The organism is Kushneria sp. AK178 (assembly GCF_053903105.1).
On record NZ_CP096381.1, the window covers coordinates 2,078,640 to 2,100,333 of the forward strand.

19 protein-coding genes are annotated in these 21,694 nt (G+C 61.9%); 4 read left to right on the top strand and 15 right to left on the bottom strand.

Annotated elements, in window-relative coordinates; genetic code table 11:
- Positions 1 to 29: 29 nt before the first annotated feature.
- The 3 genes from kdgD to M1D97_RS09450 all read right to left on the bottom strand — a co-directional run bounded on the left by kdgD (position 30) and on the right by M1D97_RS09450 (position 3,438).
- Complete coding sequence (kdgD, locus tag M1D97_RS09440; RefSeq protein WP_456267491.1) at positions 30 to 941, bottom strand: 5-dehydro-4-deoxyglucarate dehydratase; 912 nt, start codon at positions 939 to 941, stop codon at positions 30 to 32.
- A 117-nt stretch (positions 942 to 1,058) separates the two neighbouring features.
- Positions 1,059 to 2,183 carry an L-talarate/galactarate dehydratase gene (locus M1D97_RS09445; protein WP_456267492.1) on the bottom strand — a complete coding sequence of 375 codons (1,125 nt, stop codon included), beginning with the start codon at positions 2,181 to 2,183 and terminating at the stop codon, positions 1,059 to 1,061.
- 160 nt (positions 2,184 to 2,343) lie between these two features.
- Complete coding sequence (locus M1D97_RS09450; RefSeq protein WP_456267493.1) at positions 2,344 to 3,438, bottom strand: LacI family DNA-binding transcriptional regulator; 1,095 nt, start codon at positions 3,436 to 3,438, stop codon at positions 2,344 to 2,346.
- A gap of 275 nt (positions 3,439 to 3,713) precedes the next feature.
- Between M1D97_RS09450 and M1D97_RS09455 the strand changes: the two genes are divergently transcribed.
- Positions 3,714 to 4,667 (top strand): tripartite tricarboxylate transporter substrate binding protein, encoded by a 954-nt coding sequence (locus tag M1D97_RS09455; RefSeq protein WP_456267494.1) that lies wholly within the window; start codon positions 3,714 to 3,716, stop codon positions 4,665 to 4,667.
- A 39-nt stretch (positions 4,668 to 4,706) separates the two neighbouring features.
- On the opposite strand, the gene yiaK is transcribed toward M1D97_RS09455, so the two are convergent.
- The 7 genes from yiaK to M1D97_RS09490 all read right to left on the bottom strand — a co-directional run bounded on the left by yiaK (position 4,707) and on the right by M1D97_RS09490 (position 12,441).
- The gene (yiaK, locus tag M1D97_RS09460; protein ID WP_456267495.1) at positions 4,707 to 5,729 is read right to left on the bottom strand and encodes a 3-dehydro-L-gulonate 2-dehydrogenase; all 1,023 of its coding nucleotides are present in this window, start codon (positions 5,727 to 5,729) and stop codon (positions 4,707 to 4,709) included.
- Positions 5,710 to 7,242 carry a tripartite tricarboxylate transporter permease gene (locus tag M1D97_RS09465; RefSeq protein WP_456267496.1) on the bottom strand — a complete coding sequence of 511 codons (1,533 nt, stop codon included), beginning with the start codon at positions 7,240 to 7,242 and terminating at the stop codon, positions 5,710 to 5,712. The genes yiaK and M1D97_RS09465 overlap by 20 nt, the downstream gene beginning before the upstream one ends.
- A 34-nt stretch (positions 7,243 to 7,276) precedes the next feature.
- Positions 7,277 to 7,816 carry a tripartite tricarboxylate transporter TctB family protein gene (locus M1D97_RS09470; RefSeq protein ID WP_456267497.1) on the bottom strand — a complete coding sequence of 180 codons (540 nt, stop codon included), beginning with the start codon at positions 7,814 to 7,816 and terminating at the stop codon, positions 7,277 to 7,279.
- 48 nt (positions 7,817 to 7,864) lie between these two features.
- Positions 7,865 to 8,809 (bottom strand): Bug family tripartite tricarboxylate transporter substrate binding protein, encoded by a 945-nt coding sequence (locus tag M1D97_RS09475; protein WP_456267498.1) that lies wholly within the window; start codon positions 8,807 to 8,809, stop codon positions 7,865 to 7,867.
- A gap of 31 nt (positions 8,810 to 8,840) precedes the next feature.
- Positions 8,841 to 10,184: an enolase C-terminal domain-like protein gene (locus M1D97_RS09480; RefSeq protein ID WP_456267499.1), complete on the bottom strand. Its 1,344-nt coding sequence runs from the start codon at positions 10,182 to 10,184 to the stop codon at positions 8,841 to 8,843.
- Positions 10,185 to 10,528: 344 nt separating this feature from the next.
- A complete protein-coding gene (locus M1D97_RS09485) occupies positions 10,529 to 11,326 on the bottom strand; it encodes an NAD-dependent epimerase/dehydratase family protein (RefSeq protein ID WP_456267500.1) in 798 nt (265 codons plus the stop codon).
- A gap of 116 nt (positions 11,327 to 11,442) precedes the next feature.
- Complete coding sequence (locus tag M1D97_RS09490; RefSeq protein WP_456267501.1) at positions 11,443 to 12,441, bottom strand: TRAP transporter substrate-binding protein; 999 nt, start codon at positions 12,439 to 12,441, stop codon at positions 11,443 to 11,445.
- 157 nt (positions 12,442 to 12,598) lie between these two features.
- On the opposite strand from M1D97_RS09490, the gene M1D97_RS09495 reads away from it, so the two are divergent.
- From M1D97_RS09495 to M1D97_RS09505, 3 genes are read left to right on the top strand one after another with little or no spacing between them, the layout of a single operon-like run.
- Complete coding sequence (locus M1D97_RS09495) at positions 12,599 to 13,138, top strand: TRAP transporter small permease (protein ID WP_456267502.1); 540 nt, start codon at positions 12,599 to 12,601, stop codon at positions 13,136 to 13,138.
- Positions 13,132 to 14,427: a TRAP transporter large permease gene (locus M1D97_RS09500; RefSeq protein WP_456267503.1), complete on the top strand. Its 1,296-nt coding sequence runs from the start codon at positions 13,132 to 13,134 to the stop codon at positions 14,425 to 14,427. Before M1D97_RS09495 ends, M1D97_RS09500 begins: the two co-directional genes overlap by 7 nt.
- Positions 14,428 to 14,437: 10 nt before the next feature.
- Positions 14,438 to 16,813 carry a glycoside hydrolase family 31 protein gene (locus M1D97_RS09505; RefSeq protein ID WP_456267504.1) on the top strand — a complete coding sequence of 792 codons (2,376 nt, stop codon included), beginning with the start codon at positions 14,438 to 14,440 and terminating at the stop codon, positions 16,811 to 16,813.
- 80 nt (positions 16,814 to 16,893) lie between these two features.
- Here the strand turns inward: M1D97_RS09505 and M1D97_RS09510 are convergent, their stop codons facing one another.
- The 5 genes from M1D97_RS09510 to epsC form a co-directional block, all read right to left on the bottom strand.
- Positions 16,894 to 18,174, bottom strand: coding sequence for a TRAP transporter large permease (locus M1D97_RS09510; RefSeq protein WP_456267505.1), 1,281 nt, complete (start codon positions 18,172 to 18,174; stop codon positions 16,894 to 16,896).
- A 5-nt stretch (positions 18,175 to 18,179) separates the two neighbouring features.
- Positions 18,180 to 18,713, bottom strand: a complete 534-nt coding sequence (locus M1D97_RS09515) for a TRAP transporter small permease (protein ID WP_456267506.1) — start codon at positions 18,711 to 18,713, stop codon at positions 18,180 to 18,182.
- Between the two features lie 63 nt (positions 18,714 to 18,776).
- Positions 18,777 to 19,775 carry a TRAP transporter substrate-binding protein gene (locus M1D97_RS09520; protein ID WP_456267507.1) on the bottom strand — a complete coding sequence of 333 codons (999 nt, stop codon included), beginning with the start codon at positions 19,773 to 19,775 and terminating at the stop codon, positions 18,777 to 18,779.
- A 365-nt stretch (positions 19,776 to 20,140) separates the two neighbouring features.
- Complete coding sequence (locus M1D97_RS09525) at positions 20,141 to 20,299, bottom strand: YqaE/Pmp3 family membrane protein (protein WP_108843789.1); 159 nt, start codon at positions 20,297 to 20,299, stop codon at positions 20,141 to 20,143.
- Positions 20,300 to 20,628: 329 nt separating this feature from the next.
- Positions 20,629 to 21,567 (bottom strand): serine O-acetyltransferase EpsC, encoded by a 939-nt coding sequence (gene epsC / locus M1D97_RS09530; RefSeq protein WP_456267508.1) that lies wholly within the window; start codon positions 21,565 to 21,567, stop codon positions 20,629 to 20,631.
- Positions 21,568 to 21,694 lie beyond the last annotated feature (127 nt).

Genomic DNA, 21,694 nt, shown 5'->3' on the forward strand with positions numbered 1-21,694 from the left:
CCGCACGAGCAGACTGCTGTAATAAACGTTTAGCGAACGCGCTCGATCAGGGTCTTGAGCTGCTCAACTTCTTCAACGCTGGGCATGGTCAGCGGCGCACGCACGTTGCCCGCAGGGTGTCCGACCTGTGCGGCCCCGGCCTTGATCAGGCTCACCGCATAGCCACGGCAGGTATCGCGCAGGGCGATGAAGGGGATGAAAAAGTCATTGGTCAGGCGGGCCACGGTGTCGTGGTCGCCGGCACGCAGGGACTTGTAGAAGTGGATGGCCATTTCCGGCACGAAATTGAACACCGCCGAGGAGTAGGTGTTCACGCCGATGGAGAGATAGGCTTCGGCAAAGATTTCGGCGGTCGGTACCCCGCCGATATAGATCAGACGATCGCCAACGGTCTTGATGATGGTGTTGAGCGACTGAATGTCGCCGCGACCGTCCTTGAGACCGATCAGATTGGGGCAGCGGTCGGCCAGCGCTTTCACGGCCGGGGCTTCCAGCGCCCCGTTGGCACGGTTGTAGTAGATGACGTTGATGCTGGTCGAGTTACAGATTTCGGCCGCGTATTCGACGATGCCTTCCTGTGAGCACTCGGTCAGATAGGGCGGCATCAAAAGGATGCCATCGGCACCGGCGGCTTCGGCCGCGGCAGCATGGGCCTTCGCCATGGTGATGCTCTGGCCGGCGCTGGCAATCACGGGAACGCGACCCGCGGTTTCCTCTACGGCGACGCGTACCACTTCCTCGAACTCTTCAAGGCCCAGATTGAAGAACTCGCCCGTCCCGCCGGCGACGAACAGCGTGGAGATCTCGTATTCAAGCAGCCAGGCGATGCGCTGGCGATAGCTGTCGGCGTCGAAGCGGCCGTCGCTGTCGAAATCCGTCACCGGGAAGGAAAGCAGGCCATCGCCTGCAGCACGCGTCACGTCAGATCGTGAAAACATCATAAGGGATCCTCTGGTTTGGCCTGCTCCGCCGCGCGGTGGAGCGTTAAAGCTACTTTGTCATACATCATACTTTTAAAGCCATTATACGAAGGGCATAGTCCGCCCTTCGCACGATGCTCAGGCACCGAAGGTCTGATGAGCCACCGTCCACTGGCGTGCCTGCTCGGTCAGGGTAATGCCAAGGCCCGGGCGGTCCGGCACGATCATGCGGCCATCGCGGGTTTCAAGCGACTCGTTGAACAGCGGCGCCAGCCAGTCGAAATGTTCGACCCACGGCTCGGTGGGATAGGCCGCCGCCAGATGCAGGTGAATTTCCATGGCAAAGTGCGGCGCCAGCTGCAGTCCGGCCTGCGAGGCCATGGTGGCCAGTTTCAGAAACTGGGTAATGCCGCCGATGCGCGGTGCGTCGGGCTGGATAATGTCGGCGCTGCGGTGCTCAATGAGTGTCATGTGTTCGGCAACGCTCGAGAGCATTTCGCCGGTGGCGATCGGCGTGTCCAGCGCCGCGGCCAGGGCGGCATGGCCTTCGGCGTCGTGGGCATCCAGCGGCTCCTCGATCCAGACCAGCTCGTATTTTTCCATGGCGCGGCCAAAGCGCAGGGCACTGGCGCGGTCCCACTGCTGATTGGCGTCCACCATCAGCGGCACATCATCACCGATATGGGCACGCACCGCCGCCACCCGCTCCAGATCGATGCGCATGTCGGGCTGGCCGACCTTGATCTTGATGCCCTTGATACCGCTTTCCAGCGACTGCGTGGCGTTTTTGAGTACCTCGTCGATCGGCGTGTGCAAAAACCCGCCGGAAGTGTTGTAACACTGTACCGAATCGCGGTGTGCGCCGATCAGCTTGGCCAATGGCAGACCGGCCCGTTTGGCCTTGAGATCCCACAATCCGATATCGACCGCCGCGATTGCCTGGGTGGAGACACCGCCCCGCCCCACCGACGCGCCGGCCCAGACCAGTTTCTGCCACAGCTTGTCGATGTCGTTGGGGTCTTCACCGATGATGGCCGGCGCGATTTCACAGGCGTGGGCGTACTGGGCATAGCCGCCGGCGCGCTTGGAGTAGCTGAAACCGATGCCGGTATGGCCGTCCCGCGTTTTGATCTCGGCAAACAGAAAGGAAACTTCGGTCATCGGCTTTTGCCGGCCGGTCAGCACCTTGGCATCGCTGATGGGGGTGGCCAGCGGCAGCAGGACATGGGAGAAGGTAATCGAGGCAATGGCATCAAGGGACATGGGGACTCCGAAGGCACGTGGACCGGCCCGGGCGGGGCTGCGGCCTGATTATGTTAGCGCTATCATTTCGCGGCGGTCAGCGCGTCATGTCAACCGGAACCAAGGTCTAATGCACGCGATACTGCCTGCGCAGGGGCTGTTCAGCGGCCATTGAAGCCCTTTAAGACCGGGGCGCCAGCGTGGTCTGGCGCGGCACGATCTCGAAACCGACATCAAGGACATCACGGGCAGGTGCCGACCTGCCGGCATTAAAGCGCTGCAGCAGATGGGTCGCGGTCAGTCGCCCGATTTCGGCGCCATCGATACGCACCGTGCTCAGCGCCGGCCAGGTCGCCGCGGCAAAGCTCATGTCGCCAAAGCCCATGACCGCCAGCGTCTCCGGAATGGTCATGGCACGGCTCTGCGCCTCGGCAATGACGCCCATCGCCAGGGTATCCGAGCCGCAGACAATCGCTTCGCAGCCGGGCATGTCGGCCAGCACGGCCGCGGCGGCCGTACGTCCGCCGGCCAGACTTGCCGGTATTTCTGCCCAGTGCGTGATAACGGTGATACCAGCGTCCGGATGCGCCTTCTGTTCGGCCGTGATGCGCGCGTTGAAGCCTTCGGCACGCTCATGCGAGCGCGGATCATCGGCCATGACCTGGCCGAAACGCCGATAGCCGCACTCCAGCAGATAGTCGGCCACCGCCTCCCCGACCGCACGGTGGGAAAAGCCGATCAGCATGTCCAACGGATCGTGACTCATGTCCCAGATCTCGACCACCGGGATACGGGCTGCTTCAAGACGCTGCCGCGTGGCTTTTGAGTGGCGGGTGCCGGCCACGACCAGCGCATCCGGTCGTCGGCTCAGCACGGTTTCCACCACTGCGGCCTCCTCCCCGGTCTGATAGCCGGTCAGCCCCAGCAGCACCTGATAGCCCTCGCCGGCCAGCGTATCGGTAATCGACTGCACCACATCGGCAAACAGGGAGTGCGCCACGGTAGGCACCAGCACTGCCACCATTTTGCTGCGGCTCGACGCTAGGGCGCCGGCCACCCGATTGGGAACGTAGCCGGTCTCGATCACAGCGCGCTGAACGCGCTCGCGGGTGCGTTCGCTGACCAGCTCCGGCTGATTGAGCGCCCGCGACACGGTCATGGACGCCACGCCGGCGGCAGCGGCCACGTCGCTCAGACGTACGGCACCGGTCGCGCGCGGATTGTCGCGGCCGCCACCGCCAGCCTCGTCAGTGCGGGAATCGGAAAAACGTCCCATGCATATCTCCAGCAGACCATTCCAGCAAAACATCGGGTACACGGCGGAGTTCATGGTACAGGCAAGGCACCACCCCCGGGTAATGGCGCCTGTCATATCGCCTTCAATCCCCGGCCTCCCCTTCCCTGTCCTGGATCCTTCAGTGCCACGATGGTCGCAATGATAGCGCTAACAGAATCGGCGTAAGATGCCTTCTGCTGTCCGACAACAACCGTGGGCGAGCGTGACACTGCCTGGCGGTCGTCATGTTTCTACCCGAGAGGGGTTTGCCACACATGAAAAAGACACTCTCCGTACTGGTCATGGCCACTGCCCTGCCGACAGCGGCATTCGCAGCCGACTATCCGACCCGCAATCTCGACATGATCGTGCCCGCCTCCCCCGGCGGCGCCTCTGATACCCTGATGCGGGCGCTGCAGCCCGGGCTCGAGTCTGCCTTGGGTCGCACCATCGTGGTTCGCAACATGGGTGCCGGCGGCGGTGCGCTGGCACTGACCCGCACCGTGACCGCCAAACCCGATGGCTACACCCTGACGCTGGCCAACAACCAGAACTTCACGCTGGAGGGCCTTGGCAACGTCGACTTCAAGTATCAGGACTTCGACTATCTGGCACGTGTGACCGAAGAGCCCTATCTGCTGGTCAGTACGCCCAATGACCAGTGGCAGGATGCCGAGGCGCTGGTCGCCGATCTCGGGGACAGCGGCCGACCGCTGCAGGTCGGCACCTCGGGGGTGGGTTCCTCGACCTATGTCGTGGCCTCCACGCTGGGCAGCCAGCTGGGTATCGAGGTGCAGGTGGTGCCCTTTGACGGCGGCTCACCGGCCATCTCGGCGCTGATGGGCGGTCATGTGGATGCCGTGGTGGTCAATCCTTCCGAAGTGCTGTCCCAGATCCGGGGCGATCGATTGCAGGCCGTGCTCTCGACTGGCAGTCAGCGCAGCGAACTGCTGCCCGAGGTCAGGACCATGCAGGAGCAGGGCTACGATCTGGCGGTCAGCCAGTGGCGCGGCATCGCCGTGCCTTCCGGGGTCAGCGACGAGGTGGAAGATGCCTGGGTCGAGGCGGTCAAGCAGGCCATCGAGGCGCCGGAGTTCAAACGCTTTGCCGACAGTACCGGCGTCGAGGTCAGCCCGCTGTTCGGCGAAGAGCTGGACGCCTACGTCACCGGGATGGCCGAGATCATGATTCCCGCCTCACGGAGGGTCGCCGAAGACAACAATCAGTAACCCCTTTCCGCGCCGTGCACCGACCGATCGGGCGGCGCGTCAGGGCGCTGCCCCTTCTCCTGCCAGGCGCTGAACGGCTTCCCAGGTATCGGGATTGACCGTGATATCGGTCGTGTCATGACGACGATGGAAAGTCGCCGCCCCCGGCCAGCGCACTGCCCGACCGGACTCATCCGGCGTCGCCTGCGACAGGTGCGCCGTCATGTCATCCACCATGGCCCGGCAGGCCTCGATACCGCCGAGCCGCTCTGGATCAAGGACCATGAACACCTGAGAGCAGCCGGTGCCGCTGCCACGCTGCACCTGATCAATCTCGTGCGTGGGCCGTCCCTGCGATAGGAGTGCCGCCATGGCATCCAGCAGAATCGACAGTCCCGAGCCTTTCCAGTAGCCGGTGGGCAGAATACGACGCGTGGCCTGAATGGCGTCCGGATCGCGCGTCAGCCGCCCCTGATCGTCGAACCCGCCATCCACCGGCAGCTGTTCACCGCGCGCTTTCAGTACACCCAGACGGCCATAGGAGAACTGCGACATGGCCATGTCGAGCACCAGCGGCGCCCGCCCACCGGGGATGCCCATGACCAGCGGATTGTTGCCGATACCCTGACTGCTCGCGCCCCAGGCCGGCATGCAGGACTCCGTATTGGTCCACATGATGGCCGCCATGCCCTGCTCTACCGCGTGCCAGCCGTAGGTGCCCCCGCGCATCCAGTGAGTGGTATTGCGCACGGCCACCAGCCCCATGCCATGTCCCCGGGCCAGCGCAATGGCGCGCTCGGTCGCCCGCATGGCGTGACATACCCCCAATCCCAGGTTGCCGTCATACACTTCAAGCGCTCCCAGCGCCTGCACCGGCGCCAGAGCCCCCTGTGGGTCGACCCAGCCACGCGTCAGGTAATCCACCAACCGGGGAATGCGATCAAGACCGTGAGAGCTCACGCCGTCACGGGTACTTTCGGCGTGAATCCGGGCGCATTCGGCCGCATTTTCCGGAGCCAGCCCGGCACGCCATAGTGCCCGTTCGATCACGTTCTGCAGGCAATCAAGAGTGACGGTGGTCATCCTGTCTCTCTCCGGAAGATGGGGTGGTCACGCGCCCGGCCCGATAGTTCTGCCACAGCGTCAGTGCCAGAAGCCCCATGGCAATCACCAGAAAGGTCAGGCTGATGGGCCGGGTGACAAACGGCGTCCAGTCCCCCTCGAAGGCCTGCAGCCCACGGCGCAGATTGGACTCGGCGATCGGCCCCAGAATCAGGCCCAGAATGACCGGCGCGGTGCCAAAGTCATAGCGGTTGAGGAAATAGCCCAGGATGCCGAAGCCCAGCATCAGATAGAGATTGAAGACATCGCCATCGACGCCATAGACCCCGATGAAACACAGCACCAGAATTGCCGAGAACAGCTGCTTGCGCGGCACCATCAAAACGCGAATGAACACCCGGATGCCCAGACACATGATCAACAGCATGCAGATGTTGGCCACCAGATAGGCCAGAAAAATGCCGTAGACAATGCCGCTCTGGTCATCGAAGAGCATCGGGCCGGGCGTGACGCCCTGAATCATCAGTCCGCCGAGCAGCACCGCCGTGGCCGCCTCGCCCGGAATCCCCAGCGCCAGCGTCGGAATCAGGGCGCCGCCCAGCAGGGCATTATTGGCGCTTTCAACCGAGACGATGCCGGGCGCATGGCCGGTGCCGAATTTATCGGGATGTTTCGAAAAGCGCCGCGTCTGGTCGTAGGCCACCAGCGAGGCGATGCTGCCGCCGGCGCCGGGCACGGGGCCGACCACCGAGCCGGAGAGAATACCGGCCAGCAGTGCCCGCCAGTTGCGTAGCGTTTCCACAAACCGCGGGCGCGCCACATCCACGCGATGACCGCTCTCCTTCAGGCGCTGATGCGGGTCGTACTCAAAGGCATCCTTGAGCACCTGGGAGACGGCAAACAGACCGATCAGTGCCGGCAGCAGATTGATGCCGGTCAGAAGCGACAATTCACCGAAGGTAAAGCGATCAACGCCGGTAATGGGGTCCGTACCGATGGTCGAGACAAAAAAGCCGAGCAGCCCCGCAATCAGCCCCTTGAACAGTGACTTGCCGGCCACCGAGGCGATGATGACCAGACCGAATACGCTCAGCGAAAAGTATTCGGCGGCGCCAAAACGCAGTGCAAAATCCGCGATCGGTGGCGCCAGAAGGCTCAGGATCACCATGCTGGCCACCCCGCCACAAAAGGAGGCCACGATCGACAGTCCCAGTGCGCGCCCCGCCTCACCCTTCCGGGCCATGGGAAAGCCATCAAAGGTGGTCGCCACCGATGACGGCGTGCCCGGGATGTTGAGCAAAATGGCTGGAATCGAGCCGCTCGCGCCGGCGCCGCACAGCGCGCCCAGCATCATGCCGATGCCCATGACCGGCGGCATGCCAAAGGTCACCGGCAGCAACAGCGCTACTGCCATGGCGGACGTCAGCCCCGGCAGCGCCCCCATGATGATACCCAAAAGCGTACCGCCGGCAATTGCCAGCAGCGTGGTGAACTGCAGCACCATGCCCAGTCCATCGAGATAGCCGGAAATCATGAAACGCTCCTAAGGGTCGTGCCGTGACAGCACATCAGGCCGGTAGCGGGATCTCGAACAGCTCGGTAAAGACATAAAAGATGACAACCGCCAGTACGACGGCAAAAACGCCCGCCCCCGCCAGGCTCTTGAGACGCTGCGCATTCGTCATCTCGCCCCATGCGCCGCCCGCGAGCAGCAACCCGATCACACAGGAGAAGGTGAATACTGCCGTGCTGACGATGTAGCCAAGCCGCTCAAAAACGAGGATATACATCAGCGCCAGCGCCACGATCAGCAGCCATTGCACCACGCCGCGCCGGGAGCCGGCTCCCTGGCTCTCGCTGCCTGCGGCCTGCCATTCGCGCCAATCCCTGATCAGGCAGGGCACGGCGAACAAAAAGACCAGCGCCGAGATCAGCATGGGAAAAAATGCTGGTGAGAGATCGCCGACGATTTCGATATTGGGCAGCGTCGTCGAGACAGCAAAGGCCGCGCTTGAGGCGATCAGCAGCAGCAGGTCGAATAGCGGCTTGCCGATATCACGTTGCATGCTTGTGACTCCATTACTGAAGAAACCAACGTTGACCGTCATCTGAACCGGGTTGGCACGCCGCCATCGTGCAACGGCGTGCCCGGCCCCCTATTTCGCCAGATCACCTGCCGCTTCACGCATGACATCCGCCGAGTCATCGATGAAGGCATCGAGTTCATCACCGTAGAGCGGCGACAGTTGTGTGCCGAGGTTTTCAGCCGTTTCTTCGTAGGAGCCATCGGCCACGATCTGCTGAATGGCCTCGACCCAGCGCTGCTCGACCTCTTCGGGAATGCCCTTTGGCGCCGCGATCCCGCGCCAGACCGTTAGCGTCAGGTCGTAACCCGCTTCCTGAAAGGTCGGCACCTCGGGCAGCGAGTCGCTGCGCTCGGCGTAGCTCATGGCCAGCGCTGTCAGTCGACCGGATTCCAGCGCCGAACGCAGCTCGGCACCGCCCAGCACAACCGCATCGACATGGTTGCCCATGGCCGCGGAGATTGTCTCGGAGCCGCCGGGATAGGGAATGATGTTGAAGTTTGCGCCGGTGCGATTCTGCATGGCCACCGCCGCGATATGCGCTGAAGAACCGACCCCGGAGACCCCGACCCTGACACGGTCGCCATCCCTTGTGGCCTCGACCAGACTTTCCAGATCGGTGTACTTGTCGTTGTCACCCACCGCAATCACGTAGGGTTCTTCGATGACCTTGGCGATGAAATCGAAGTCATCATGGGTGAAGGCCACATTGCCCATGGCTTCGAGCGTCAGCATGGCGTTGCTGGCCGCCAGCATGGTGTAGCCGTCAGCGTTTGACGCGGCGACCCGGGACGTACCCACTGCCCCGCCGCCACCGGCAATATTGCGGATGACCAGATCCTGGCCAAGCTGTTTTTCCAGCAGCGGCTGCAGGGCGCGAATAAAGGTGTCGTTGCCGCCACCGGCAGAAAACGGCACCACCATGTCGACACTTTTGGTGGGGTAGTCAGCGGCCATGGCCGGGGCGCCCAGTACCATCGTGGCCGCGACCGTCAGCGTACCCAGTAATCTTTTCATGAGTTCTCTCCTTGTCGTGTGCAACCGGTGATCAGCGCACCAGGGCCGGCCGTTTGGGGTCGAATGTCCAGCCGTCGATCAGATACTGCATGGCCATGGCGTCGTTGCGCCCCCCGGCCGGCAGGGATTTATACAGTGCGTGTGCCTTTTCGATGGCGTCCATGTCGGGCTCGATGCCCAGCCCCGGCGCGTCGGTGACGGCCACGTGGCCATCGATGATTTCCGGAGATTCGCGGGTCAGACGGGCATCGCCCTCCTGCCAGATCCAGTGGGTATCCAGCGCGGTGACCGAGCCAACAGCCGCGGCGCCGACCTGGGCAAACATGGCCAGCGAAATATCGAAGTGATTGTTGGAGTGTGAGCCCCAGGTCATGCCGTGATCGGCGCAGAGCTGGGACACGCGCACGGCCCCGGAGAGCGTCCAGAAGTGCGGGTCCGCCAGCGGAATGTCCACGCTGCGCAGCATCAGGGCGTGGGCCATTTCGCGCCAGTTGGTGGCGACCATGTTGGTGGCCACCGGCAGCCCCGTGGCATGACGAAATTCGGTGAGAATCTCGCGGCCGGAGAAGCCCTCCTCGGCGCCGCAGGGGTCTTCGGCGTAGGCGAGCACGCCATGGAGGTCCTTGCACAGGCGGATCGCCTCCGAAAGCGACCAGGCCCCGTTGGGGTCGATGGTGGTACGCGCCCCGGGGAAGGCCTGCGACAGCGCCGTGACCGCCTCGATTTCACGCTCACCGGACAGCACACCGCCCTTGAGCTTGAAGTCGCGAAAGCCGTAGCGATCCTGCGCGGCCCGGGCCAGCTCCACGATGCGTTCGGGCGTCATGGCCGCCCGGTCACGCTGTTGATACCACTCATGTGACTGGCCGGGCGTCGACCGGCGATAGTCCAGCGGCGTCTGCTCGCCGTCGCCGACGAAAAAGAGATAGCCCAGCACCTCGACGCTGTTGCGGCGTTTGCCCTCGCCCAGAAGCTCCGCCACGGGCACGCCCAGATGCTGGCCCATCAGGTCCAGCAGCGCGGCTTCAAGGGCGGCGACGGCATTGACGCGCAGTTCAAAGGTCCAGGCACCCTTGCCGAAATCGTTGAAGTCGGCGCGCTGGCCGCTGGCCGCCAGGCTCGAGACCATCGAGCGCAGCTTCCCCAGCGACTGCCCTTCCACCACCGAACGCGCCTGCTCCAGCGAGTGCTGAATGGTCTCGCCGCCGGGGGCTTCTCCGACCCCGACGCGCCCGGCACTGTCCTTGAGTATCAGGATATTGCGCGTAAAGAACGGGGAGTGAGCTCCCCCTATGTTGAGCAGCATGCTGTCGCGGCCGGCCACGGGGATGACCTGCATGGATACGATGGTGGGTGTCCCGGTATTTGACGCCATGACAGCTCCCTGATAAGTGGCGTTGTCGCTGGGCTACCGACACATCGCACGCGCCGGCAAGCGCTTGTGGTTGAAATCGTGAGGTACTCGATGTGCCGGGCGATGCTCGAAAGCAGTGTCCGCCTACAGCGCTTCAGCCCCTGAATGTGACCCCAAAATGTCATACATCATACTTTTAGAACTACGCGACCTTGGTACATTGAACTTTGGGCAAAATCGCTGCTGATATCGTCACAGGGCGGCAACACAACAAGGTGGGGACGGGGCCACAAAAAAGCCCGCTCTCTCGAACGGGCTGACAACCACCATTGGCGCGACGGCACGCCTTTCAGACAGGGGCCGGCTCAGTCGTCGGGATGACCGGTCGCCGCAAACTTGCCGCCCTGATAGACCACGGCCGGATCGTCCGGATCGATCTCTCCGGCCGCGGCTTCGGTTTCAGCCCGCCACGGCTCGGAGCTGTCCTTCGGTACCCAGCCCAGAAACGAGGACTTGCGGTTGTCCCACCAGCCCTCGCTGTTGTGCGAGACACCATAGATCACCGTACACCCCAGCTTCGGCGCCACAAAGGCGCGCTCCAGCAGCGCCACGAAATCCTCGACGCTCATCCAGGTGGCCAGCATGCGGGTATCGGCCGGTTTCGGAAAGCACGAGCCGATCCGCACGTTGAGGGTTTCGATATTGAACTTGTGGTAGTAGAGGCTGGCGAGATCCTCGCCGAAGCATTTGGAAACGCCGTAGAGCGAATCGGGCCGGCGCGGCGACTCGGTGTCAATAAGGGTCGTGCGCGGATAGTAACCGATGGTGTGGTTGGAGCTGGCAAACACCACTCGCGGGCGACCGTGATGTCGGGCTGCTTCATACAAGTTGTAGGTACCGATGATGTTGGCCTGCAGGATGCTCTGCCAGGGACTTTCCACCGAAATGCCGCCCAGGTGCACAATACCATCGCAGTCGCGTACCAGCTCGCTGACGGCATCGGCATCGGAGAGCTCGCAGCGCACGATTTCCTCGTGTTCGCCGCCCTTCTCCAGCTCGACAATGTCTGACAGACGCACATGGCGCGCCAGACGGGACAGATACGGCCGCAGGGCCTTGCCCAGTCCACCACCGGCGCCGGTGACCAGAAGACGATTCAGCACGGTATTCTCCTTGTGAGGTATTAACGTTCAAAAACCGGTGGCCACTGCCTGTCCGGCAATGGCCACCGTCTGCCCGTCCCTGCCCTGTGCTCATGTGTCTTCAGGCATATGGACAGCTACACCGACAAACGCTCGATCGCCTGGATGATCTTCGCAGACTGTGTCGACTGCGCGGCAATCTCGTCTCGAAGTGGCCGGGTTCTCTCGGCGAAGGGGGTCTGGTCAAGTTCGATGAACTCAACGCCCATGTCCGCCCTTGCGGTCACAACCGCCTGTTCGCTGGCTTTTTCCCAGGCACTTTTCTGGAACATCATCGATTCATGGGCCGCCTGATAGAGCGCCTCTCGCTGCGCACTCGACAAGCGCTCCAGCGCTTTTGATGACATCACGAGCATGTCCGGCACCCGGGTATGTTCATCCAGCGTGAAGTATTTGGCGACTTCACCATGGCGGGCGGTCACCAGTGCGGTGGGGTTGTTCTCGGCCCCGTCAACGACGCCCTGCTGAAGGGCCGTGTAGAGATCGCCGAAGGCCAGCGGGGTCGGACTGGCGCCCAGCAGCTGCGTCATGGCGATTGCCGTGGCGCTGGGCTGCACCCGAATCTTCATGTTGCGAAGATCCTCCGGGGCATGGATCGGCCGGGTAGCATAGAAACTGCGCGCGCCGGAGTCATAAAAGGTGACCCCCTCGAATCCCCTGCTGCGCGAGGCCTGAAAGAGTTCGCGACCGATATCCCCCGTCAGGGCCTCATAGAAATGCTCCCGGCTCCGGAACAGATAGGGCACGTTCAGAACGGAAAACACGGGATCAAAGGCTTCCAGCTCGCTGGCGTTGGTCTTGGCCATGTCCAGGATGCCGCGCTGTACAAGCTCGACCGATTCACGCTGGGTACCCAGCTGGGCCCCGGGATAGATACGCAGGCTCACGGCGCCGTCGGTCAGTTCCGAAAGACGCTCTCCCATCAGGGTCATCGCCTTGTGAACGGAGTGATCGGTCGTCAGATTGTGGCTCAATCGTAATTCTTTTGATCCCGACGGCGCCGCCCGGGTAGAGGCCATCGGCCCCAGCAGCAGGCTCCCGGCTGCCAGCGTACAAAACTTGCGACGATTGATCACGCAGCCGAACTCCCCGATCCAGTAAAAACTTAAAAAAAGCTAATCAGCCTATTCCGTCGCCGTCAAAGCGACCAATGTCCAGGTTGATGAAGCTTTCCTGTCGCGACATGCTGACGCCCACCGCCAAAGGTCATACATCATACATGGTGACAACAGGATGCCGCCCTCTCAAGGTTTTTTCCCTGCATTGAACAAGGTCTCCACCTTTCTTGACCGTCTTCTCGGCGTACTGTTGATCGGCCTGTTTCTGGTTCTGGTCATCGTGGTCGTGGTTCAGGTCGGCAGTCGCTATCTGACCGATTCACCGACGACCGCTACCGATGAAATGGCCCGCTTTGCCCTGATCTGGCTGGGGCTTCTGGGTGCGGCCTACGCCGCCGGCAGAATGCGCCATCTCTCGATCGATCTCCTCCCCGAGGCACTGCCCTGGCCTGCCAGGCGATGGCTTCTGGTACTGATTCAGGCGCTGGGTCTTTTTTTTGCGGGTTATGTCATGGTCTACGGTGGCGGAGAACTGGTCATGACCACGCTGGCCACGGCGCAGACCACGCCCGTTCTGGGCTGGCACATGGGATGGATCTATCTGGCCCTCCCCCTGTCCGGCCTCTTTATTGCCTTTCATGCCTGTCTGCAGATTCTGCGTCTTGTCTGGTCAAGGGACATGGCGAGCTACGAGGGAAGTAACCCGTCATGGTGATTGAAGCCGCTCTTCTGTTTGGAACGTTTTTTTTGTTGATGCTGCTGGGTCTGCCCATCATCTATGCCATTGGACTGGCCTCATTGACCACGCTGTGTACGGCCTTTTCACTGGATACCAGTGCCTATGTAGTGGCACAGCGCATGCTGGCAGGGCTGGATAGTTTCACCCTGCTGGCCATCCCCTTTTTCATTCTGGCCGGCAGCCTGATGAATCACGGCGGCATCGCCATTCGCCTGATTGACCTGGCGCGGCTGATCGTGGGGCGTCTGCCCGGTGGGCTGACACATTGCAACGTCGTGGCCAACATGCTCTTTGGCTCCATTTCGGGGTCAGCCGTGGCCTCCTGCGCCGCCGTCGGCAGCGTCATGACCCCACTGCAAAAGCGCGAGGGCTATGAGCCGGGTTACGCCGCGGCCGTCAATATCGCCTCGAGCCCGGCCGGGCTGCTCATTCCCCCCAGCTCCACCTTTATTGTCTATTCCCTGGTGTCCGGCGGCACCTCGATCGCCGCCCTGTTTCTGGCCGGCTATCTGCCCGGTCTTTTGATGGGCCTCGGGCTGATGGTGGTCTCCGGTATCATCGCCAAACGCCGCGGCTATCCGACCTCGCCTCGCCCTACCGGGACGCATGTCGCCACCACGCTGTTGCACGCCATTCCCTCGGTACTGCTGATGGTGATCGTGATCGGCGGGATCATTACCGGCGTGTTCACGGCCACCGAGGCCTCGGCCATTGCCGTGGTCTACACGCTGATTCTGACCATGCTGATCTATCGCACCGTGACCTTTCGCACCCTGCCCGGGATCGTGCTGGACGCGGGCATGACCACGGCCATCGTGCTGCCGCTCATCGCCGTCTCCGGCGCCATGTCCTGGTCGATGTCACTTGAAAACATTCCGCAGCAGCTCTCCGATCTGCTGCTGGGGCTTTCCGACAATCCGCTGGTGATCCTGCTGTTGATCAATTTGCTGATTCTGTGTATCGGCATGTTCATGGACATTACCCCGGCGCTTTTGATCTTCACCCCGATTTTTCTGCCCATCGTCACCGGCTTCGGCATGGACCCCGTTCACTTCGGGGTGGTGTTGACCTTCAATCTCTGTATCGGCATCTGTACCCCACCGGTGGGCAGCGCCCTGTTCGTGGGCAGCTCGATTGCCAACGTACCGATCAGCAGTGTGATCCGGCCCCTGATTCCGATGTTTTTCATGCTGTTTGCGATGCTGCTGGCGATTACCTATATCCCCCAGATCAGCCTTGCGCTTCCCCATCTGTTTTTGAACTAACGAGGTTTACATGCGCTTTCTGTCCGACTGGTCACTTCATGACGTCAAGGAAGATCGCCTCGTGCTGGAGGCCGGCGACCGGCATATGGTCATTTTTCCGCTGGGCAGCCAGACGGTGCGCGTTTTCGTTTACCGCCCCGAACAGCCGCGACCGGCCAACACCTGGTCGATCGATCCGCAGGGGGATCTGCCTCGCGAGGGCCGTCACCGCCTGTCAAACGAGGGATTCGAGATACCGCAGTGGCGCTGGGAAGAGACCGCCGAGGGCCTTGTCATCGAACTGGACAACCTGCGCTTGACCGTGCACCGCCCCCTGCGGCTGGCGTGGTCGGTCCGCCATCAGGGCCAGTGGATCACTCTGGCCCGGGATCGCCCGACCGGCGGCATTGCCGTGTCGCGCCACGGTCAGGGCGTTGAGCACTACATGACCCGCAGCGCCGGGGAGCGCTACTACGGGCTGGGCGAAAAAAGCGGCGATCTGGAGCGCTCCGGCCGCCGCTTTGAAATGCGCACGCTGGATGCCATGGGCTATCGCGCCGACCGCACCGACCCGCTCTACAAGCACATCCCCTTTACCCTGACGCGCACACCCGAAGGACTTTCCTACGGCATCTTCTACGACAACCTGTCGACGTCGCGCTTTGACCTGGGCAACGAACTCGACAATTATCATCCGCCCTACCGCGCCTTTCGTGCCGAGGACGGTGATCTCGACATGTGGTTTCTGTTCGGCCCTGCCATGCTGGATATCGTCAAGGACTTTACCCGGCTCACCGGCGGGGTCGCCTTCGGACCGAAATGGTCGCTGGGTTATTCGGGCTCGACCATGCACTACACCGACGCGCCCAACGCGCAGGAGCGCCTGGGCGAGTTTGTCGAGCTCTGCCGGCAGCACAATATTCCCTGCGATTCGTTCCAGCTCTCCTCGGGATACTCCTCGATCGGCGCCAAACGCTACGTCTTTACCTGGAATCGCGACAAGGTGCCCACCCCCGAGGCCATGGTGCAGCGCTTTCATGATGCCGGCATGCGGGTGATCGCCAACATCAAGCCCTGCCTGCTGACGGACCATCCGGCCTACGACGATGCCGCCGACAAGGGGCTTTTCGTCGCCGATTCCGATACCGGCACCCCCGAAATCTCGCCGTTCTGGGATGCCGACGGCTCGCATCTGGACTTCACCAATCCGGCCACCCAGCAGTGGTGGCAGGATAATCTCACGACACAGCTGCTCGAACTGGGCGTCGACAGCAGCTGGAACGACAACAACGAGTTCCAGATCATCGATGAGCAGGCGCGTCTGGAAGGCTTTGGTACGCCGCTGACCGCCTCGGTCGGCAAGCCCGTGCTGTCGCTTTTGATGGTGCGCGCCTCCCATGAGGCGCAGGCGCGCCACACTCCCGACAAGCGCCCCTTTCTGATCACGCGCTCGGGCGGCCCGGGCCTGCAGCGCTACGCGCAGACCTGGACCGGCGACAACCGCACCGAATGGCCCACGCTGCGCTACAACCAGCGCATGGGGCTGGGACTGGCGCTGAGCGGCATCTCCAATATCGGTCACGATGTCGGCGGCTTTGCCGGCCCCCGCCCGGACGCGGAGCTCTTTATCCGCTGGGTGCAAAACGGCGTCATGCATCCCCGCTTTACCATTCACTCCTGGAACGATGACGGCACGGTCAACGAGCCCTGGATGTATCCGGAGGCCGTGGACGCCGTGCGTCAGGCCATCGAGCTGCGTTACCGGCTGCTGCCCTATCTCTACACGCTGCTGTGGCAGGCCCACACGGCGCACGAGCCGATGATCCGCCCGACCTTTCTGGATCATGAGCACGACGCGCAGACGTTCGAGGAAAACGATGAGTTTCTGCTCGGCCGGGAGCTGCTGGTCGCCACGGTCATGGAACCGGGCGCCCGCGAGCGCACGCTTTACCTGCCGGACAACCATGAGGGCTGGTACACCTTCGAAGGCGACCGGCACTTTGCGCCCGGCACGACCGTTACGGTGGACGCCCCGCTGGCGCACATGCCGCTGTTCGTCCGCGCCGGCAGTATCATCCCCACCTCCGAGCGCATCGCTTATGTGAATGCCGAACGCGACACCGCGCGCGCCCTGCGGATCTATCCCTTTGCCCGACAGGGCCGGCGTACGCTGACGGTCTTCGATGACGACGGCGAAAGTCATGTTGATCGGGGCCCCGGCACGCTGGTCATGACGCTGACGCTGGTCTGCGACGATGACAGCATCCATCTGGACTGGCAGACACAGGGGCAGTATCAACCCGCTTATCAGACGCTGCGTATTGAGCTGCCCACCCATGACCCGCGCACGCTGATCGTCAACGGTCAGCCGGTGGCAGCAGGCGATTCGGTGCCGCTTAAGCCCTGATCCTCCCTGACAGGCCCGCTTTCGACATAAAAAAGAGGCTTTTCAAAAGCCTCTTTTTTTGATGCTGAAACAGTAAGCGGCTATTCGATCAGCCCCGGCAGCCACATGGAGACCATGGGCACGTAGGTGACCAGCATCAGCACGGCGAACAGCGCCAGATAAAACGGCCAGATGGTGCGCACGGCCTGCTCCATCTTGATCTTGCCGATCACGCTGCCCACGAACAGGCACCCGCCGACCGGCGGTGTACAAAGCCCCATACCGAGATTGATCATCATGACCACGCCAAACTGAATGGGATCCATGCCGAACTGCATGGCGATCGGCAAAAAGATCGGCGTGCAGATCAGGATCAGCGCCGCCATGTCCATGATCATGCCCAGTCCCAGCAGCGTCAGATTGAGCATCAAAAGGATCACGAGCGGATTATCGGAGATATCCAGCAGCAGATCGGTCAGAAGCTCGGGCACGCTGTAAAGCGCCAGCAGCCAGGAAAACGCCGAGGCGCAGCCGACCAGAATCATCACCAGCGAGGTGGTACGTACCGACTGATACACCGCCTTTTTAAAGTTCTCCCAGCGCAGCTGACGATAGACCAGCGCCGTAATCACGATGGCGTAGATGGCACCAAACGCGCCCGATTCGGTCACGGTCAGAATGCCCGAGAGCACCCCGCCGACAATGATAACCGCCGTCAAAAGCCCCGGCAGGGCGGCAACCAGGCTGACAAACAGCGCCTGCCACCCGGGAAAGGTCTCGGCCGGATAGCCCCGCTTGACCGCCACCACATAGGCGGCCACGCCAAGCGCCACACACATCAAAATGCCCGGCACGACGCCGGCCATGAACAGCTGGGTCACCGAAAGACCGCCGCCGGCGGCCACGGCGTAGAGGATCATGTTGTGGCTGGGAGGAATGACCACACCGGCAATCGAGGAGGTCACCGTGACGTTAACGGCGTAATCGGCATCGTAGCCCTTCTCTTTCATTACCGGCACCAGAATCGAGCCCAGCGCCGAGGTATCGGCCACGGCCGAGCCGGAAATGCCGCCAAAGAGCATCGAGGAGCTGACATTGACCAGCCCCAGACCGCCGCGCACGCGCCCCACCGCTGCCGAGGCCAGCCGTACCAGTCGATCGGAAATACCGCCGTGGAGCATCAGCTCGCCGGCAAAGATGAAAAACGGGATCGCCAGCAGTGAAAACACCGAGATGCCCGAGAGAATGCGTTGAAAGCCGACAAACAGCGGCAGCCCTTCATACAGAAAGGTCACGACGGCAGCCAGCCCCACGGCAAAGGCCACCGGCGCCCCGATCACCAGGCCGATAAAAAATACCCCGAAAAGAATCATCAGGCCCATGCTGTTTACATCCCTGTTTTATGGGTAAGACGCTCGACGATGTTGGCGCCGGCGAAGAGCACCATCAGTGCGCCGCAGATGGCCAGCGGCGCCGCCCGCCAGCTCTCCGACAGACCGATCATGGGAATCGCCCGGGTCGTGTTGTCCAGCACCAGATTGGTGCCCTGCCAGGCCATGAAGACACCGAAGGTCAGGACAAACAGATCGGCGAGATGGCACATGATGGCTCTGGGAATCGCCGGCAGGGCCTCGCGCACCATATCGATGCTCAGATGCGTGTTGTGACGTACTCCGGCGGCGGCCCCCAGACAGGTGATATACACCACGATCAAAAGCGAGGACTGCTCGACCCAGGTCGGCGTGTTGTTGAGCACATAGCGGCCATACACCAGCCAGCCAAACGAGGCGATCAGAAACACCAGCAGCGCCCCGGAGACCATGATGCACAGATGGGCCAGCCCATCGAGAATGCGGCCTGCAACGCCGGCGCTCGAATGCTTTTGCGGTACGTCTTCGATCTGATCGGTAGGGCTATTCATGGTGGGCATACTCCCGGACACGCCTCCCGTGAGACAGGCGGCATGCCCTTCGCCGTGGTCGTTTTACTGAGCGTTGCGAATATCGTTGAGCAGGGGCTCAAGATCGGGATGGTTGTCGATGAAGGCGGCGTAGATCGGCTCCATGCGCTCCTGGAAGGCCGACTTGTCCACTTCATTGATGTCAACACCGGCGGCAATCACCGCTTCGCGACTCTCCCTGGAGCTCTCCTGCCAGAGCTGACGCTGCAGGGTGGCGGCATCAAGCGCGGCCTGGCGTACGATCTCCTGATCCTCTTCCGACAGGTTGTCCCAGCTGCGCTTGGCGATACACAGGCACTCGGGCAGGATCAAATGCTCGGTTTCGGAGAAATATTGGGCGATCTCGTCATGACCGCTGGATTCAAAGGAGGGATAGTTGTTCTCGGCGCCATCCAGCACACCGGTCTTGAGCGACTGATAGACCTCGCCATAGGCCATGGGGGTGGCGTTGCCGCCCAGGGCGTCGATCATCTCCACGTAGAGATCGTTGTTCATGACGCGAATCTTGAGCCCCTGCATGTCCTCGGGCTCGTTAATGGGACGCTGGGTGTTGTAGACACTGCGCGAGCCCGAGTCGAACCAGGACAGTGCCACCAGATTCTTCTTCTCGAGGGCATCGGCGAAGCGCTGGCCGATCTCACCGTCCATGATCTGGTGCATGGCATCGATGTCCCTGAACAGAAACGGCAGCGACAGCACGTTGGTTTCCGGCACGATCGGCCCCATCGGCCCCATGTTGAAATTGGCAAAGTTCAGCGCGCCGTTTCGGGTCTGCTCGATGGCATCGGGCTGATCGCCCAGTACGCCGTTGTGAAAGATTTTGGCATTGATGCGTCCGTCGGTCTTCTCGGTGACCTCCTTGACGAAACTGTCGAGCGCTTCACTGTTGGGATAGCCCGGCGGATGGACGTTCCAGCCCCGCCAGTTATCGGCCTGGGCCGGCAGTGCCATGCCGGCCAGAATGCCGGCCACGGCTGCGGCCTGAAGACAGCGGACAGGATTCAGGGACGATCTGATCGACATGGCATGCTCTCCTTGCAATGAGTAAACAAGCGTTTCGCTAAACGGCGTTGTTCTCGTGACGCCGGGCAGCAGATAGCCATGTCGGATGAGGGATCAGCGATTTTATGGAACCTGTCGGCTGTCGAACAAAAGACACCGAATCAGGGGAGGCGACATGACTGACGGTAATTTGTCATACATCATATCTGAACGACCACTATACGATGTGTCATTGAACCTTGTATGTAGGACGTATATATTGACTTTAGTGTTTTATTTGTTGTTGGTTGTTAGCGCTATCATTTACCTATTGATCATTAAAAAAGGGAAGGCCCTGATTGGCCTTCCCTTTTAACGATCGACGTCTCATCGACAGCATCGAAGCCTTAACGACGCGCGATGATCCAGATGGCGTGGATGATGCCGGGGATATATCCCAGCAGGGTCAGCAGGATGTTGACCCAGAACTGCAGTCCAAGGCCGACCTGAAGAAAAACGCCTACCGGCGGCAGCAAAATGGCAAAAATGATTCTGACGATATCCATATCCTGACCTCACTTCGTTTCCAGAAAGTGTTATGACGATGCCGGCCATGCCGGTCACCCGATGTTCCACCAGCGCTGCATCCTGCTGCCGTGGTCCGTACGGATATGAGGGCTTTCAACCCCAAAGCCAAGCCCCGGGCCATAACAGCCTGAAATGACCCTCTCCCGAAGGGCCCTGTCATATCCGCCCGGAAAACACGCAAGTGTAGACGCTCGCTGTCGATCGCGCGATCAACGCCGACGCGGCAGGCCGTTGAAGGCCGGGTGGCGCCTTCACTGTCGGCCTGCCCCGGTTGAAACAAGCCGGCGCAGCGACAGACGATGTCCCCTCAGCAGGGTGACTTCTGCAGGCTGGCCTGGGAGACATTGCTGTGCGGCTCGACACTGCGGGTCAGCCAGACATTGCCGCCGATGATCGAGTCGTGGCCGATGGTCACGCGGCCCAGGATGGTCGCCCCGGCGTAGATGACCACGTCGTTTTCCACGATCGGATGGCGGGCATGCCCTTTCTCCAGCTGGCCGTTGTCATCGGCCGGAAACCGCTTGGCACCCAGCGTGACGGCCTGATAGATCCGCACCCGGTCGCCGATGATGGCGGTTTCGCCGATGACCACGCCGGTGCCGTGATCGATGAAAAAGCCCGAGCCGATACTGGCGCCGGGGTGAATATCGATGCCCGTGGCCGAATGCGCTGCTTCGGAGACCATGCGGGCCAGCAGCGGCGCACCGGTGGAATAGAGCTGGTGCGCCAGGCGGTGGTAGATGATGGCGGTGATGCCCGGGTAGCACAAAAGCACTTCATCCACGCTGCGCGCGGCCGGGTCGCCGCGATAGGCGGCCATGATGTCGATATCCAGCCAGTGGCGGATGGTGGGCAGCATGGCGCCAAAATCGCGCACGATGGCAATGGCCTGCTCGGAGTGATCCTGTGGTGCTTCACCGCGACGCATGGCCGTATGGTCCAGCTCGAGCACCACCTGATCGAGCAGCGCATTGAGCGCAGCATCCAGCGTGTAGCCGATAAAGTAGTCTTCGCTGTGATGGCGCAGATTGGAGGGCCCCAGCCGCATGGGGAACACGGCGCCGATGACGGTCTCGATCACCTCGTTGATGATCTCGCGCGACGGCAGGCTGCGCCCGCCGGACTCGTTGGTGCGCCCGTGGTCGGCACGCCACTGTTCGCGAGCGTCCCTGAGTGCATGCACCACGTTATCGAGCTGCCAGTCGATGGCGTGATCCGCCTTGCTGTAATGATTTAACCGTGCCATGTCAGTGTCCCGGAGTGTCGAACGCCATCGCGGGCCGGACGGTCCACGATGCGTCATGTCATGAATCGATATGTGGTTGAGCGTAGCGCAGTCGCTCCGGCACGGCCCGTTGAACTCGCCCCGACCT

Bases quoted from the DNA above. Each gene is read 5' to 3' on its own strand.
- epsC (WP_456267508.1), bottom strand. From the start codon at position 21,567: ATGGCACGGTTAAATCATTACAGCAAGGCGGATCACGCCATCGACTGG.
- M1D97_RS09445 (WP_456267492.1), bottom strand. From the start codon at position 2,183: ATGTCCCTTGATGCCATTGCCTCGATTACCTTCTCCCATGTCCTGCTG.
- yiaK (WP_456267495.1), bottom strand. From the start codon at position 5,729: ATGACCACCGTCACTCTTGATTGCCTGCAGAACGTGATCGAACGGGCA.
- M1D97_RS09505 (WP_456267504.1), top strand. From the start codon at position 14,438: ATGCGCTTTCTGTCCGACTGGTCACTTCATGACGTCAAGGAAGATCGC.
- M1D97_RS09525 (WP_108843789.1), bottom strand. From the start codon at position 20,299: ATGGATATCGTCAGAATCATTTTTGCCATTTTGCTGCCGCCGGTAGGC.
- M1D97_RS09455 (WP_456267494.1), top strand. From the start codon at position 3,714: ATGAAAAAGACACTCTCCGTACTGGTCATGGCCACTGCCCTGCCGACA.
- M1D97_RS09480 (WP_456267499.1), bottom strand. From the start codon at position 10,184: ATGGCGTCAAATACCGGGACACCCACCATCGTATCCATGCAGGTCATC.
- M1D97_RS09500 (WP_456267503.1), top strand. From the start codon at position 13,132: ATGGTGATTGAAGCCGCTCTTCTGTTTGGAACGTTTTTTTTGTTGATG.
- kdgD (WP_456267491.1), bottom strand. From the start codon at position 941: ATGATGTTTTCACGATCTGACGTGACGCGTGCTGCAGGCGATGGCCTG.
- M1D97_RS09495 (WP_456267502.1), top strand. From the start codon at position 12,599: ATGCCGCCCTCTCAAGGTTTTTTCCCTGCATTGAACAAGGTCTCCACC.
- M1D97_RS09450 (WP_456267493.1), bottom strand. From the start codon at position 3,438: ATGGGACGTTTTTCCGATTCCCGCACTGACGAGGCTGGCGGTGGCGGC.
- M1D97_RS09510 (WP_456267505.1), bottom strand. From the start codon at position 18,174: ATGGGCCTGATGATTCTTTTCGGGGTATTTTTTATCGGCCTGGTGATC.
- M1D97_RS09515 (WP_456267506.1), bottom strand. From the start codon at position 18,713: ATGAATAGCCCTACCGATCAGATCGAAGACGTACCGCAAAAGCATTCG.
- M1D97_RS09470 (WP_456267497.1), bottom strand. From the start codon at position 7,816: ATGACGGTCAACGTTGGTTTCTTCAGTAATGGAGTCACAAGCATGCAA.
- M1D97_RS09475 (WP_456267498.1), bottom strand. From the start codon at position 8,809: ATGAAAAGATTACTGGGTACGCTGACGGTCGCGGCCACGATGGTACTG.
- M1D97_RS09520 (WP_456267507.1), bottom strand. From the start codon at position 19,775: ATGTCGATCAGATCGTCCCTGAATCCTGTCCGCTGTCTTCAGGCCGCA.
- M1D97_RS09465 (WP_456267496.1), bottom strand. From the start codon at position 7,242: ATGATTTCCGGCTATCTCGATGGACTGGGCATGGTGCTGCAGTTCACC.